This window comes from Wolbachia endosymbiont of Tetranychus urticae, from assembly GCF_046529255.1.
In the GTDB taxonomy this organism is placed as follows: Bacteria; Pseudomonadota; Alphaproteobacteria; order Rickettsiales; family Anaplasmataceae; genus Wolbachia.
The window spans coordinates 854,261-871,176 of sequence record NZ_CP114181.1; the positions used below are offsets into that span (position 1 = coordinate 854,261).

General features: G+C 32.8%; 8 protein-coding genes and 2 pseudogenes. 7 read left to right on the plus strand and 3 right to left on the minus strand.

Going from position 1 to position 16,916, the window contains the following annotated elements:
* Positions 1–7: 7 nt before the first annotated feature.
* Positions 8–700, plus strand: a pseudogene (locus O1Q06_RS04545) (IS630 family transposase); the annotation flags it as partial.
* Here O1Q06_RS04545 and O1Q06_RS04550 read toward each other — a convergent pair.
* Both O1Q06_RS04550 and O1Q06_RS04555 read right to left on the minus strand, forming a co-directional pair.
* Entirely contained in the window at positions 663–1,043 is a 381-nt protein-coding gene (locus tag O1Q06_RS04550) for an ankyrin repeat domain-containing protein (protein ID WP_410542219.1), read from the minus strand. The pseudogene O1Q06_RS04545 and the gene O1Q06_RS04550 sit on opposite strands and share 38 nt — an antisense overlap.
* 127 nt (positions 1,044–1,170) lie before the next feature.
* Complete coding sequence (locus O1Q06_RS04555; RefSeq protein WP_410542220.1) at positions 1,171–1,662, minus strand: PRANC domain-containing protein; 492 nt, start codon at positions 1,660–1,662, stop codon at positions 1,171–1,173.
* A 217-nt stretch (positions 1,663–1,879) separates the two neighbouring features.
* On the opposite strand from O1Q06_RS04555, the gene O1Q06_RS04560 reads away from it, so the two are divergent.
* Positions 1,880–2,536, plus strand: coding sequence for a transposase DNA-binding-containing protein (locus O1Q06_RS04560; RefSeq protein WP_410542221.1), 657 nt, complete (start codon positions 1,880–1,882; stop codon positions 2,534–2,536).
* Here O1Q06_RS04560 and O1Q06_RS04565 read toward each other — a convergent pair.
* A pseudogene (locus tag O1Q06_RS04565) lies at positions 2,499–3,504 on the minus strand (IS630 family transposase). The gene O1Q06_RS04560 and the pseudogene O1Q06_RS04565 sit on opposite strands and share 38 nt — an antisense overlap.
* On the opposite strand from O1Q06_RS04565, the gene O1Q06_RS04570 reads away from it, so the two are divergent.
* The 5 genes from O1Q06_RS04570 to O1Q06_RS04590 all read left to right on the plus strand — a co-directional run bounded on the left by O1Q06_RS04570 (position 3,498) and on the right by O1Q06_RS04590 (position 16,911).
* A complete protein-coding gene (locus tag O1Q06_RS04570) occupies positions 3,498–4,439 on the plus strand; it encodes an IS4 family transposase (protein WP_410542222.1) in 942 nt (313 codons plus the stop codon). The pseudogene O1Q06_RS04565 and the gene O1Q06_RS04570 overlap by 7 nt on opposite strands.
* Before the next feature lie 334 nt (positions 4,440–4,773).
* Positions 4,774–7,626, plus strand: a complete 2,853-nt coding sequence (locus O1Q06_RS04575; protein WP_410542223.1) for an ankyrin repeat domain-containing protein — start codon at positions 4,774–4,776, stop codon at positions 7,624–7,626.
* A 198-nt stretch (positions 7,627–7,824) separates the two neighbouring features.
* Positions 7,825–8,640 (plus strand): hypothetical protein, encoded by an 816-nt coding sequence (locus O1Q06_RS04580; protein ID WP_410542224.1) that lies wholly within the window; start codon positions 7,825–7,827, stop codon positions 8,638–8,640.
* Positions 8,637–9,089 (plus strand): hypothetical protein, encoded by a 453-nt coding sequence (locus O1Q06_RS04585; RefSeq protein ID WP_410542225.1) that lies wholly within the window; start codon positions 8,637–8,639, stop codon positions 9,087–9,089. The genes O1Q06_RS04580 and O1Q06_RS04585 overlap by 4 nt, the downstream gene beginning before the upstream one ends.
* Before the next feature lie 76 nt (positions 9,090–9,165).
* A complete protein-coding gene (locus O1Q06_RS04590; protein ID WP_410542226.1) occupies positions 9,166–16,911 on the plus strand; it encodes a tetratricopeptide repeat protein in 7,746 nt (2,581 codons plus the stop codon).
* The last annotated feature ends 5 nt before the right edge of the window (positions 16,912–16,916 follow it).

The window sequence follows — 16,916 nt, forward strand, 5'->3', positions numbered from 1 at the left end:
TAGCGTTATTAGAGAAATGAGAATAAGAATCCAAGAAAGATTTGGTTTGAATATCAGCAAATCCGCAATACATCGTAATATGCAAAGAATGAAATTCTCATATATCACACCAAGACCAGTTCATAGTGGACAAGATAAAAACAAGCAAGAGGAGTTTTAAAAAAACCTCAATGAAACTATTGTCATGCATTCTGAAAAAGAGCTATTTTTCTTCGATGAATCACGGTTTGGTACACATTCGAAAGTTGGACATGGGTGGTTTAAAAAAGGCAGTAGGACAAAGGTTAAGGTAAAATTAGGTAGGGAAAATTTTTATCTCTATAGTGCAGTTAATCCCAGAAATGGAGAGAATTTTAGCTTATTTGCACCAAACGTCAACACTGATTGTATAAATATATTCCTTGAACAGATGTCGTAATATTTAGGAATACGAAAGGCTTTTCTCTTGATGGATTGCGCTAGTTGGCATAAGTCAAAAAATTTAAAGGCACCTAAAAATATCGAAATTATATACCTACCACCATACTCACCTGAACTCAATCCTGTTGAGAGGTTTTGGTTATATATAAAACAGAACATTTTACGCAATAAAATCTACGATACAATTGTTCTGCTTGAATGCGCTTTGTGTAAATTTATTACCTCTCTTTCCCCTTCCACGGTTAAACAACTCTGCTATGCTTCTTATTTGGTTCATTAATAATGAGAATTGGTATTACTTGTAACTCTTCAATGCTTATATCGATGCAGCTTGTACTTGGAGTCTCCATATCTCCAAGCAATAACTTTGTTATCTCTGTGTGGCCTTTGAGAACAGATAAATGTAAAACAGTCTTGCTAGAATTATCTGCTATATTAATATTTGCTCCGTTTTTAAGCAATAATTTCACTTGCTCTAAGCGATTTCCGCAAGCAGCATAATGTAAAGGGACAAGACCTTCATTATCTGTTGGATTAGTATCTTGTTTGGCTCTCAACGATAATTCCATATGAGGAAGAGTCAATCGAGAATTACTTACTGAATTTTCTTGTTCTTGATACATAAAATAGCTCTAATTTCTTACAGCTTAGTATAAATATCTATACTATATAAACATCAATTCAACTTATCACCAGGGTAATGGTAAAACTTTCTCCTTTTATAATGAGCATGGGCCTGTGTACATTACTCTAATTATGAGCTTGAGCAGCTGCTTGAAGTTGTTCAGCACTTGGATTATCCAAATTCTGATTTGGAATACTAAAAGGTGCTCTAATAACATTTCTTAACTCTTCATTTGTTAAGTAATTAGTGATTTTACTTTTCATTTCTTGTGGAAAATCTTTCAAATCAACAGAATGATTCATAACTATGTCACTTCTATATAATAAATCTTTTCTTTTCATTGCCTTATGAAGTTGGCCTGTTATAATATTAGCACATATAGGAAGATCCTTTTCATATTGCTTTTCTTCTAAATATCTTTTTAAATCATAGTTTTGGTCAAATAAGTACCCTGCTAATTTATTCTTATCAGTCTCCCGCAAAAACTGATATAAAGATATAGTGCTGTTACTAAGTCTGACGTTCATCATCTCATTCTGATAATCATCCCAAAATTTGGACAATTCAATATTTTTGACAATACACTCTGGTTTCGTCGTGATACCACTATGTAACACAGCATATGCAATTATATAGTATTTTCTAAAATGAATGATAAATTACCATTATGGTATTACCAACCAAAAGTTGTAAGTCTGTACATTTATACATTAGAGGTCTGAGGCGGCTTTTGATGGTATGCCAACAGTGTTCTATGGGATTCAAATCTCACTTTTACCCACAAGTATAAAAAGCAAGTAAGATAGAGAAAAATATACTTAAGATGAGGTAAAAATGTGTGAAGTAAATAGAAATGTACAATGTGCTGATGGCTTAGGAGATAAATGGCTAGAAAAAGAGTTGAGACATGTTAATCTGGGAGATGTAAGGCTTAATACAAGACTTATTAAAACAAGCTATTTAATAGAGAATAAGGCGTCTGGGTCAATTAGTCAAAGCTGTGTAGGATGGAAAGAAGCTAAAGGTGCATACAGATTATTTAGCAATGAGAAGCTTGAAGCTAAGGAAATTTATTCTTCCCATTATAAAGAAACTATGGAAAGGATAAAAGGAAATGAGCTGGTATTTTCAGTTCAAGATACAAGTTATTTGGATTTTGACTCTCATATAAAGACTAAGGGTCTAGGTAGTATTTCTAAAGCCTATACAAAATATAAAAAGGGTTTGTTATTGCACAGTAACTTAATGGTTAACAAAGACGGATTACCTTTAGGGCTATCTTCTCAACAGTGTTGGGCACGTTCTATCAGGGAAGAAACAGCCCAAGAAAAAGCAAACAGGAAATACCGTACTGCTATAAAGGAGAAAGAAAGCTATAAGTGGATAGCGGCACTAAAAGAAACCCTAAATAACCTCGCAGAAGGTGTACAGCTTGTTATACCAATTCTCATTATTAATGAACCAAATAAGAAGCATAGCAGAGTTGTTTAACCGTGGAAGGGGAAAGAGAGGTAATAAATTTACACAAAGCGCATTCAAGCAGAACAATTGTATTGTAGATTTTATTGCGTAAAATGTTCTGTTTTATATATAACCAAAACCTCTCAACAGGATTGAGTTCAGGTGAGTATGGTGGTAGGTATATAATTTCGATATTTTTAGGTGCCTTTAAATTTTTTGACTTATGCCAACTAGCGCAATCCATCAAGAGAAAAGCCTTTCGTATTCCTAAATATTACGACATCTGTTCAAGGAATATATTTATACAATCAGTGTTGACGTTTGGTGCAAATAAGCTAAAATTCTCTCCATTTCTAGGATTAACTGTACTATAGAGATAAAAATTTTCCCTACCTAATTTTACCTTAACCTGTGTCCTACTGCCTTTTTTAAACCACCCATGTCCAACTTTTGAATGTGTACCAAACCGTAATTCATCGAAGAAAAATAGCTCTTTTTCAGAATGCATGACAATAGTTTCATTGAGGTTTTTTTTTAAACTCCTCTTGCTTGTTTTTATCTTGTCCACTATGAACTGGTCTTGGTGTGATATATGAGAATTTCATTCTTTGCATATTACGATGTATTGCGGATTTGCTGATATTCAAACCAAATCTTTCTTGGATTCTTATTCTCATTTCTCTAATAGTAATATTGGGGTTTTCCTCTATCCACAACTCAATTCGTTCAAGTTGACTTTGGTTCAATATAGTTTTTCTACGGCGTTGAGGTGGAGCAAATAATTTTTCTTCTCTTCCAAATTTTATGTGCTTTATCCATGTAGTAATTGCCTTTCTCGAAATGCAACATATTTTTGCTACAGCTGTTATACTGTGCTTTTTTGCTGCAATTACAGCATTTAGTTTTTTTGCAACATACGCATTATTTCTTACTCTCTTCAGCATCTCTTTTGCTGATTTCACCACTTTTTCATCCAATAATTTTGATCTTAATGCCATCTAAACCTCGCTATTTTACTTACTTCAGTATGGCTTTTTTCCATTATTTTCTATTCGTTGCTTGTATAGCGGGAATTGGTATTACTATTGGTGATAGGGAAGCAGATATTTTTAAGTTTTTATGGACTGTTGAATCATTGGACAGTTTTTATGTAATCCGCAACCGAACTAATAGGAAATTCATCTGTATTGAAGGGGGAAAAACGGATTTGCAAACACGTATAACTCAACTGCCTGTAAAAAAGGAAATTGTCTTGAATGTTGCTGAAAATAAATACCAGATCTCAAGAAAAGCTAACATTGAAGTCAGGTATATGAAAGGCTATATACCTATCAGATCTCCTTACATTTATGGATCGAAAGATACAGAGCATAAAATAAGTGATAAAATCGCTATATATGTAGTAAGTGCCAAAGAAACAAATCCTCCTGAAAGAGTAGAAGCTATTGATTGGACTTTGCTGACTAATGTACCAGTTAATAGCACTTTAGATGCTATAGAAAGGATAAATTGGTATAAGCTAAGATGGAAAATCGAGGAGTATTTTAGGATTTTAAAATCAGGATGTAAGGTAGAAAGCTCTCGTTTAGCTACAAAAGAAAGATTAGAGAAATTAATCGCTATAAAGAGCATTATTGCATTTAATATTTTATATTTAACAAAAATCGCTTTATCGAATCCTATGGAGGTTTGTACTAAGGTTTTAAGTAATGAAGAGTGGAAAACCCTTTACATACGTGAGCATAAAGTAGCCAAATTGCCAGAAGAACCTCCAAACATAAAACAAGCTATTATTTGGTTAGGAAAATTAGGTGGATTTATGAATAGAAAAAGTGATAATTTACCAGGAACTATGACTCTATGGCGTGGTTATGAAAACCTCAGGGAAAGCATGGTTATGCTTCGCATAATGACCTCTCAAAGTTGTGGGTAAAAGTGAGATTTGAATCCCATAGAACACTGTTGGCATACCATCAAAAGCCGCCTCAGACCTCTAATGTATAAATGTACAGACTTACAACTTTTGGTTGGTAATACCATAATGGAAATTTATCATTCATTTTAGAAAATACTATAGTTAGATTATTTAGGTTGTTAGCGATGTAAGTTACTAAGTTAGCTATAATGCAATCTATACTAAATTCCTACCATTGCCGTACATAAAAATCTTAGCTTTTAATATATTTTTCATAGTCTGTAACCTACAATGGGTAAATAAAAAATAGGTTTATGCAACTTGTCAAGTATGTTAATAGAAAGGCACAAAAATGAATAACAACTTAACTGCAAATAAAAACACTAATGTGAATAGAGTAATAAAACTTATTGAGTATGGTACAAGTATAGTCTCAAAAGATCATAATGATCATACACAACTCTATGATGCAATTTGGGAAGGCAATATAGAAATGGTAAAACACCTTGTAGATAATAAAGTAAATTTAAATGCTACAGATGATCATGGTAACACTCCATTGCACTGTGCTGCTAAAAAGAATGACTTGGAAATACTGAAAGTTCTAATAAAAGGAGGTGCAGATGTTAATATTAAAAATGTACAAGGTGATACACCACTGTTTGAAACGTGTTCCCGTCAGGGAGATATTACGGCAGCTAAATACTTAATTAATGTAGGAGCAGATTTAAATGTCACAAACACTCATGGTCATACAGCCTTGCATTTTGCTGCTATAAATGATTATTCGGAAATGATCAAACTTTTAATAGAGGAGGGAGCAGATGTTAATATTCCGGATCTAGGAGGCCTTACGCCTTTATCATTCGCAATGTCAAATGGAAATATTACATCAATGAAATACTTGATTGATGGAGGCACGGATATTAATGTATCTCCACAAAACCTAACACAAGCTATCAGACTTGGGTACTTGGAGATAGCAAAGGATCTGATAGACAATAGTGCTAATGATCTCACCAAGAGCAAGGTACTTTTAGCTGTTACTGATAATATAGATTTTACAAGATATCTAGTAGAGAGAGGTGCAGATGTAAACTTCAAGGATAACATTGGAGATACACCATTACATCATGCTGTTTCTTGTAGTAATGTGGAAACAGTACAATATTTGCTGAAACAAGGAGCCGTACTTAACTGTAAAAACATTGCGGGTCGTACTCCATTAATAAATGCAGTTTCAATAGGAGATATAGATATAATCAAATACTTAATAGAAGAAGGTGCAGATATAAATATTCAGATGAGAGACGGGCATTCACCTTTACACAAAGCTGTTATTAATGGTAACTTAGATATCATAAAGCTCTTAATAAGTAAGGGTGCTAAACTAGAAGTTTATAATAATTGTGGTCATACTCCTCTTTATACTGCTAAATATGAAGGAAAAACAGAAATAATAGATTATATTGATAACATAGCTTCAAATCTTTCATGTAGCAAAGATATATCTTTTAACAAAAGTAATATAAAAATTAAGTATGACCTGGCTGGTGATCAGCTGAATATAATAGAAAAAAGTGTTAAAGATGCTGTAGGTAACTTTAAAGATGCTTTTAATAGCTCTGAGCGGGATATAAAAATTAACGTATATGTATTCAATAATCATAATGATTTCAAGGAGTACTCTAAAAAAAATGGTAGGGATGTTCGTGACGGTGTACTCGGTTACGCAAAGAAGATTGATATGAAGGTAAATGCTGCTGAAGTTCATGTTTATCTGGATAGTCAGGGAAATGTAGATCAAGATACGCTAAAGCATGAGATAGGTCATGCAATGAACCTTGCAAATCTTAGTCTAATGGAGGGATTACCACAAGCAATGCACGAAGCTATTGCTAACTATGTTGCTGGTTTAGAAAATGGTAAACATATCAATGATTACAGAGATAAAGAAGCTTTGATTACAATAAAAAACAAAGATCTTAAGCCAAATGAGATACTAAATAATAATTATCCAGGAAATCACTACTATTCAGAAGCAGAGCAGGTGGTGAAGTTTCTTGAGAATAAATATCCGGGACTAATTGATGATCTACTAAAGAGCCTTTCTACCCATCCTGTTTATTATGGTAAAGATATAGATTATGCAACTTTGCGAGCTAAAAATTTAGTTGAAGATTTTTTAACTAAATTAAAAGGATATGACCAGGAATTTAAAGAATGGGTCAAGAGTGAGCTGAACATTATACAACATAAGTACGTAGAAACTAACCAATCAAGTGAGACTCAAGATCAGGCAGTAAGTCAGGAAAAACCCGTTCAAGTTATAGATAAACAAGAACAAGCTATACTATCAAACAAAGATCAGCCAGATGAACCTATAGTAGCAGAGATAGTTGAACATAATCATGAAATCGCACAGAGTTTTTTAAGTTCTATTTTTAAGGGAATACAAAACTTATTTGGGTCTATTTTTTCTACAGTATCAGGTTGGTTTTCTACTTCTGAAGAAATGAATTCTATACCTAATGTTACAGAAGAAAAAAATATTAACATAGATGAAAGTAAAAATTTATATCTTCTACAACAAGATAATATACGTTCGAATGAATATATAAAATTGGCAGATACTATTTTTAAAGTCGTTAATGATGAAGAATATAATCATGAAGGAAAACAAAAGGCAAATATAATGATAGATCATTATGATCTTAAATCACTTCACAAACGTGCGGAAGGAGAAGAAAAACGTGATATCGAATCTCTAGAGACTAAACTACATAAACAAAAACATGTTCTATGTTCTTTACCGCAGGAAAAATATTACCTTTTAAAAGATAAGTTTTGTATTAGCGATAACGAACATGGCAAGTGTGTTCCAATATCAAAGGATATAGTAGATATCAAAATAATGAGATCAGAAAATAGTTATAAGTTGGTTATTTTAGATAAAACAAACAATACCATTTTAAAAGCAGAAAGTATAGACAACGAGTTATTTTCAAATCCAATCAATCTAATTGAGACAATAAATAAAGTTAATCCATATAATCAGAATGAATACTTAATAGGTGAGATGAATGATCAAAAAGCTCAAACTAATAAGATATCATTGAATCAAGACCTAGACCAACAATCTATTACGTATCCACCCATTGCGGATACAAACTTAAATATTCTACAAAATGATGAGCTCATTTGATAGTTCTATTATATCGGTTTAATGTAATAGAGACGAATTAAGGAAAAAGATAAGTAAAAGTAAGATTCAGCGATAATATTGAACCTAAAGCCGTATTTTCTGAAATTGAGTTCAAAAACACAAAATACTAAAAAAAGTTTGCACCGTCATTATATCTTAGTTATAATAAAGTTCCTAGTCTTTTGTGATGTGGAAATTATGATGTCATATAGGGATATCCCAAAGGTTCTTTTCTCCCATGTACAACAAGATGATCCTTTTAGAGCCTCAAAGCTTTTTCAAATCGAGCGTTGGTCCTATGCAAACTGGAGTTTACTTGAAGTAGGTGGTAAACAAGGACATGATTTTCTCGCTAGAGTATTGTCCAGAGAAGATTGTTGGAATAGAGTCAGTAATATACACGGAGTAAAACTCAACAGGCAAACCGTAGGTAAAGAGTTAATTGCATCAGGAAGTCCATTTGATGATATGAGCTACAAAATAGCCTGTCGATATTGCTTGGAAGAAGACATAGTGTCTTTATTTGAGGATAGAAAGAGAAGGTTGTCAACTTATGATGATAGTAGTTTATTAGAATATGATCACTTAGTTGCTTGTGTAGGTTCTGATATGTTAACAACCTTTTGGTCGCATTTTATCAGCGGATATATTCACAAGCTAGAACATAAGATAAAAGGAAGACACCCATATGAATATGCTCTTGACTGCGCAGTAAGTTTAAAGCAAGCACAGGCTGTAGAGTTCTTCTGGAATAAAATAAGATCATTGTCAGAAGAAGAGTTAAGCAATGAAAGAAAGGATTCAATTTTTATGAATACTACAATTCGTACGGCAGGTAGTAATTATAATTATAGCTGTCCTGAAATATTTGAGTTCTGTTTTAGTCAGGTAAGTCCTAGTAGATATAAAGAGCTTCTTAGAAGAGATTTAGCTGAAAATAGTTACTATGGTAGCTTAAGTGCATTGCTAGAAGCCCGTTGTTTTGATCAATATGCAAGTTATTTGATTGTATGAGCCCAGGTGATATATCGGAAGACAAATATCGCACCTGGTTGCTCTGTATAGAGGTAGATAAATACTCAGGAAACTATGCAAAACAAGGTATTGATCTTTTTATGTATATGTGGAAAAGGGAAGGGTTTGATGGCCATCGTGCTTTTGTAATCAGGAAAGATATGAGTGATTTCGGCATCCAGGGAACATTGTTGATGCCTTTTGTGAACAAGGGCTATATGAAGGTAGTATGGGCAATATTTGACAAAGCTGATCCCAAACAAGTTAAAGAATTTATGTCCTCTGAGAAGGCAAGGGAAATATGTTCTATATTGGGAAAAAGAAATGACGATTCATTAAACAAGTTCTTATCGTATAGTAGTTCTATTGATGAAGAATTATCTAGTAGTCTTAATAATGTTAAGTTAGCTAAAGTACAGAGAAAATCAGGATTAGGAGGAGATTACTAAAAAATAGTTTACTCTCTCTTAGAGAGTAATATTAAATCAGGCTATCGTGGGTTTATGTTAAATTTTTGGAGGGAGTATGCAAAAAAATCAGCCACAGGAGAGGCAAAATCTTAATGATGATCAAAAAAATATAAGATGGGTTGACGTACCAGGTGATGGTAGTTGTCTGTTTTGGTCTACCGCTTTGGCCTACTTGATCCCTGTTAAAGATAATGACAACTTGTTTGCAGAAAGATATCAGAAGCTGTTTGGGGCTGAGTCACTACAGCATCTAGACCATGTTAGAAGTCTGATACGTAATAACGATCTAGGCGACAATGTCCTCTCAGGGCTGATAAGAGATCACTTTCGTAACAGAGTGGTTAATCACATTGAGAACAATAGAACATTATTCCAAGATTTCATTGGCAATAATGAACAATTTACAAGTTATTTAAATAGCATGAGAAATCCTGAAACTTGGGGAGGTGAACATGAAATAAGAGCAATGAGTGAAATGCTGGGAGCTCTTATTACTGTCCATAGTCGTGTAGTTGTGAGATATGGTGATGGTAATGTTCAGATTGATTTGTGTCATACCGGCCCTCAAGATCAAAGGAATCATTATAATTTCGGTTTAGAGATAGGTTTAATCGATGAGAATGCAGTACGGAGTTTAGAGGGAAGTTTGAAGAAATATCGTCGTAATATCTTGTTACATGTTTCTCTTTCTGAAGTTAATAAAGAAATAGAACGATTACTCCTAAGTGAAGAGGCAGAAGTTAATATTGAAAACAATGATGGTAAGACTTCACTTGATACTGCTGAGCAACCAAGTGAAGGGGCAGAAGTTAATATTGAAAATAATGATGGTAAGACTTCACTTGACATCACTAAGAAGCAAAATAAGGAAAAGATTACTAAGACTTCAGAAGAACATTTAACAAAATCTTCTCATCAAGTAGAAAGACCTTCTGTACAGGAGGAGGTGCATAAAAAGCTCAGAAAGTTTGTTGAAGATTTTGTATTTATTTATGAATGCTCTTTATCAGGATATTATAAAAGACTAGAAAATAAAGAAGGGAAGTCAGGTAAATCGGTGAATTTTGCTAGTAAAGTAATGGATATAGAAAGAAATGGAATAGGAGAATTAAGAGTGTTATTAGGAGCAAAGGCACCTTTTCTTGCTTTGATTAATGCTCTTCAAGGAGGAATGTCTAGCATTGGTAGTTATCATAATAGATTAGAGCTAAAAAAGCTGATAGATCAATTGTATATCTTTAAAAAGGATCCGGTCAAAGTTCGAGAAGAGTTAGTAAAATCTGGTATTGAAATTTTTCGCAGTTTTGAGAGCCAATTTATGCAAGTAACAGCAGGCGGGAGTTGGCAGAGGGCAATGACAAAATTAGCAGAAGATGCTGTGAGTAGAGTGATTGATTACTATAGAAAAAATACCGAAAAAGAGTTTTCTGCTCAATCAATCACTGAGGGTGTTGTCTTTGGAAAGTCAAAAAAATATAAACACATCTCCACTGGTATTCCTCATACTGAATCAGGGCATACTTTAGAAAGTAAAAATTCATGGAATACTGCAGAATTATTTGATAGAGCAGGATTAGTAACGATAAAGAGCGATGGTAGTGCTGATAAATACTATAAGAGAAAGGATGGAAAGAGTGATACTGGCAAATATGGTTATCGTCTTCTTTTTCAATGGGAAAAAGAACAGAAGATTAAAATGTTCGTGATGGAGTATAGTGAAGAGAAGCCTCCTAGAGAAGAGTATAGGTATGTTTTAAAGTCAGATGCAGGAAAATGGCAAGGTGAATTATTGGACGAGCTTAATAAGCAAGATCCTAAGTTATTCGAAGAGAGGTTGCTAAGCAATTTCAAAGAAGAAATGAGACGGCAAATTGAGGAAAACTCAAATGAATTAGAGGATTATATAGATAAAAACTTTAATGAGCTATCAAGTTATATAGTGCGCTCTATTGCAGAAGAAGGAAGAAAAAGTAGAGAAAGTTTCGAGAAAGAATATAAAAAGCTTGATGGAATACATAGTTTCATTATAGCAACAGAGGAAAATAAACAAGTAAGAGAGCCAATATGGTTTGATGTAAAAAAGCCAGTAAGTTTGTTTACTGGGAGAAAAGAGGAATTAGCTGACCTACATCGAAAGATACACCGTGGTTCAAAAAAGGCAACGTTAATATCACAAATAACCTCAATTAGCGGTTTAGGGGGAATAGGGAAAACACAGCTAGCTAGAGAATATATTCAAGAATATAGTAAAGATTATTATAATATTATATGGATTAATGCTGAGAGCGAAATGTCTATTGTTGAATCATTTAATCGATTAGCTAAGGATGAGCTAAAAATTAATACAAAAGATGCAGATGGAAAAGAAAAGGACATGAAATCTATCGTGAAAGAGGTTTATAAATTTTTCAGTAATAGCGAAAGCTTATTTATTTTCGATGATGCCGAGAAAAGTAATGATTTGAATAAGTTTTTACCAATTCATTCATTACCGGGTGGTAATGGACCTTGTATTTTAATTACTTCTCGTAATCGAGAGTGGGAAAGGGGGATAGAAGTTATTGATCTAAACGAATTAAAGCCAGGAGAAGCGATAGAATTTGTAAAAAAGGGCTTTAATATAGAAGAAGATGAATCTCAAAATGAAAAGATAAAAGCTTTAGTAGAAAAGTTACAATACTTTCCTTTAGCTATACAACAAGCAGTAGCATATATTGAAGATCAAAGAATTACTAGGGAATTTGATATAGATGATTATCTGAATGAATATAAAAAGAAGACGAAAGATTTGCTTGATTCCAAGGTATTCGAGGGAATTGATAACGATTACGCTAAAACAACTTTTACAACCTGGAAGATTACAATAGATAAAATAGCAGGCGACAAAGTACACGGAGAGTTAGCTTTAAGGATTCTTAACATTATCTCTTATCTTTCATCTGAGAAGATTAGTAGAGAAGTGTTTTTAAGTTTAACAGGGGGTAGTGAGGAGAAATTAAGGTCAGCTGTTCGTTTGCTCATAAAGTATTCTATAGTGAATGGTGAACAAAATCAAAGTGTGTTGAGTACTCATAAATTAGTTCAAGAATTTACAAGAATAGTGTTAGAAGAAGAGGGTAAAAGCGAAGAAGTTATGAAAAAGACTCTCGAGCTATTCAGAGCAAGTTTTCCTTATCTTAGTAATAGATTAGAAGACCATTTAAAAAAGCGACAATTATTACCGCACTTAGAGGAATTTTTATCACATATAGATAATTGGTTGGAAAGGAACCCGGAAAATAAAGCAAAAATAGAGAATGGTTACCTTAAGAATTTGTTGATGTGGATGAGTTACGGCTATTATAGCTTGTTTAACTCTGAAAGACACAGAGAATTGTTAGAAAGGACATTAATTCTTTTAGAGGAACATTATAGAGAAGATAATTTCGAAATAGCTAAAATTCTACTAATCCTGGGTCTCAATAATGGAGATTTGGGTGATTATGAGGAAGCACAAGATTTGCTAGAAAGAGCATTGCCTATTTTCGAGAGTCATTATAGAGGAGATGATTTGAGATTAGGAATAATTCGAGAAGAATTAGCCAAGGTTTATTTAATTTTAGGTGATTATGAGGAAGCAAAAGATTTGCTAGAAAGAGCATTGCCTATTTTAGAGAGTCATTATGGAAAAAATACTCCTAAAGTAGCTAAAACACTAGACACCCTTGGTGTCGCTTATCGAACTCTAGGTGATTATCAAAGAGCAAGAGAGTTAGCAGAAAGGGCTTTGTCTATTTTAGAAAATCATTTCGAAAAAAATAACCTTGAAGTAGCTATAGTCTTAGAAAATTTAGCTACTGCGAATAGAGATTTATATAATACTCAGAGAGCAAGAGAGTTAATGTACAGGGCTCATGAAATATATCAAAGAGGTAGAGTTGAAGAATGTTTACGAAGTACAAGTTTAGGAAGGAACAAAAGAGAAGCGAAGATTGGGGAGTGTGAATTTTCTTGGGAAGACGTAGATGAATTTAATGAAGAAACAGATGAAAAAAGAGATTTAAGTAAAATTAGAATAGATAGTCAAAAGTTTATTGATTACATTAAAGATTTGCCAGAAAGAAAGCAGAGTCAGCTAGTACAGCTAGCAGGTCAAATTAAAGTTACAGGGAAATCTCAAGGTTTAGTTAATAAGCTTATCAGCAATCAAAAGTTCATAAATCATTTGAGTAAAGTTGGAATGATTTCTGGCATAACTATGAAAGGCATGATGGCTAAAAATGTTTTAGCTGATGTTGTTAATGGCAATTATCAAGGTCTAGCTATCAATCTAGGTTTTATTGCTCTACCATTTGGTGTTAAAGCTGGAGAAAATGCTGCTCTTGAAGTTTTACACGTAGCTTCTAAGGCCGCATATGCTAAAGGATTTAAACTAGCTCCACTTGTAGAGTCATCTCTTGCTCAGTCCTTCAAACTATCATCTTCTTTCCTTGCTCGTAGTACATCAGTTTTTATTGCCTATGATTTATATAATGAGGTACAAGAGTATAAAAAAGGTAACAAAGATGCTCTTGTTGGTGTTGTAGGAGATAGCGTTTATTTAGGAGTTGATGCTGCGGAACTTGGTATAGAAGTTGCTGAAGGGTTTGGAGTATTAGAGGGAGTTTCATCAGTTACAGGTCCTATAGGTGCTACAATTGGTGCTATTATATTTGTTGGTATTGATATTTATCAAGCTGTAAAAAGGGTAGAAAATATCGATAGATTGATACATCTAACAGAACAGGAAAGGTTTACTGAAGGAATACGTGCATTTATAGGTATGAGACCAGAAAGTTATATAGAAGAATTAATTGAAGAAACACAGTTATATAATCAACTTGTTACGCAAGCCCTTGAGTATTTAGAACGGCATAGTGATATTCAAAGATATGTTTTCCCAACAGGAAAAAAGGCGATAATAGGGTGTGAAGTACACTATATTAAATTGCCAAGGATACCTGCTGTATCTTATGGAGATTATAAAATAAGAGAGGAAATATGTAAAACAGTATTTCAAGAAGATTTAGACAATACAATAATACTGTCTGATCAAGATAAATATAATAACTTTTGTAGCTTAAATAACAGCGTTTTAAACTCAAATGGAATATTATGTTCACCAGCAAAGAGTTTACTTCCTGTAGAAGATGATATGTTTATTAGAAATTTTTATCCCAACAAAGAAACAAGATTTATTAAGTACATATCTCGGCATGATCAAAATTATACTAGTAAGATCGCATCAATCCAGAAATATAATCAAAGCGAGTGTGGTTCGTATCTAACATCCACTCCTAATGTAATGTCTATGGTGATTAATACGTTCACTCTGTTTGAGCTAAAAAAAGGTTACGAATACATGGATAAGAAGCCTTCTTATCTTTGTCATAATGCTATTGGTGTCGAATATAAACATAATAGAAAAGAAAATTGTACTCTTATTCAACTGGGAGACGGGAATGATATTGCTATAGGATTTAGAGAAAGTCGAAATATCTTTATAAGTAAGAACGGGAATAAAGCAATTACAGGTGGTGATAAAGATGATGTATTTATTTTTATGGGAAATTATAATACAGGGAGCATTAATGGAATGGATGGAGAAAATACGTTAGACCTTAGTCAATTTGCATTACAAGAAAATATTATTTGGTTAAATGTGAACAATATTCAGTCTGGTAATATTTCAATTGCAATACGAAATATCAATAACATTCTTGGAAGAAAGGGTAAAGCAGACTATATACATTGTACATGTGATATGAGTTATGTAAATGGACAGGGTGGACAAGATATTATGATTATAAAAGATAATGGCTGCTTTTACCGGCTAGATATAGTTGTAAAAGAAAGTAACATAGTTCTTAATGAAGGTAAAGGTAACTTTCATTATTTTATAGCATCCAGCACACGGCGGGGGAGATCAGTAATTAGTTTGCCATTACATTCTGAAAGCAATAATACAATTTCTTTGAATTATACACTTTCAGATATTGATCGCATAGATGTACAAAGTACAAACCATACAAAGTTTTCTATTTCATTGTTTGATGTAACTATTAGGAATACAAAAAATCCTACTAAATATCTACTTAGTGATAAAAGTATACTAGAAATATATAATGAAAATAGTATATATGTCTTTCATAAGGTTAGCAAAGCACTTGAAGAAGTGGTAGCTCACTATTCAGATATTGCAAGTAAGTTAGGAGGTCATATCTTTATTCAGTCTCAGCTAAATAATGAAACTGCTTTGATAGGACACGGAAATCATGATGTTCTTTACAGTGATCCTTATCACAAAAGCCATTTAGTTGGTAACGGTGGTGAGAACATATTTGTGGTTACATCTGATAAACTACCTATACCAGAAATAGTACTTTATGATCTTGATCAAGAAAATAAAATAGACACTCTAGATTTACGTCAAGTAAGAAAACAAGTAGAAAGTGATTTAAATGTAAAGCTTAAAGCAAGAATTATTACAAGTGACAAAGATTTAATAATATGGCTCTTTTATGAAAAAGATCACGAAGTATCAAAAGGTACCATAGTAGAAGGTACTGTAGTACAAGTAAGATTAAAGAATGGTCTATTAACAAATTGGTATGAAAGACTACATGTAATTATGAATCACGTACCAATGAAAATAGAGGAATTTAAGTTAAGACCACTACCTTTAGTATTCGATAATAACGAGGAAATAATTAGAATAGCAGCGGAAGATGTAGATAAAAATAATAAGATCATTATATCACAGAAAATTGAAGATTATACTTTCAGTAAATTAGAAAACGATCTAATAATGACCTTTAATAACAATGCAAGTTTGATACTCAGTGAATTTTATAAAAACAAAGAAATGGAAACACTAACTATTAGATTTGCAAATAAAGAAGTAACAATAAAGGATGAGTTAAATAATGTAAGAAGTTTTGATGATTTAAAAGAAGAGTATAGAAACAATACTGCTAATATTATCAATAGTTTCAACAATTCTACTGAGGCAACTGAGGCAAGTAATTCGACTGAGACAAGTGTGAAATCCTTCATAAGGAATAGAAGAAATATAGAAAGTAATGTAAAAAGTGCAGCTAATAGACCAACTTCATTTATAAATACTATAGCAAGTACTTTCACTAATGCTGTAATAGGTACTTTACAAGGTATTACTCAATTTATTTCAGCTAGAACTTCTGCATCAGGGTATTCAACTCAATGTCATATAGATGATAAGCCTAGTAATTATAAAAGCTCTTTTAATGGATATAAACCTGAGAGTTCAATATCACAAGTTAATGTACAAACGGATATAAATAGTACAATACTATTACTTGACTTACTGATTAGAAGGGTTACAGGTCAAAAATATAATTCTACAGCAGAGCAGTCTATATCTCCACCAGAAGCAAGAGATTATGCCTTAAGTATTACAGACAGCTTCGAAAAGGTATTAGCTAAAAGCTCTGGATGTGAAATATCAAAGTTGGACTTCGATTGGTTTAATAAGTTGTTTAGGTCTATAGAAGGTAGTATGATTAGCGGTCAGTACTCTAAAGTGCCAAGAATATTGCATGAATCTGCTAAGAATATTTGTAGTAATCCAAGTGAAAAGTTTTTTAGCGATGTAGAAAGAAATATTAAAAGAATGCTTAATGATATGGTGAAAGAGAATTCTTTAAATGTAGAGAAAAGATCGACTATAAACAATAATACACCTTTGTCTTCACTCAGCAAGATTGATATAGAACCTGTTAGGAGGAGAAGAGCTATAGGTTGAGCAGT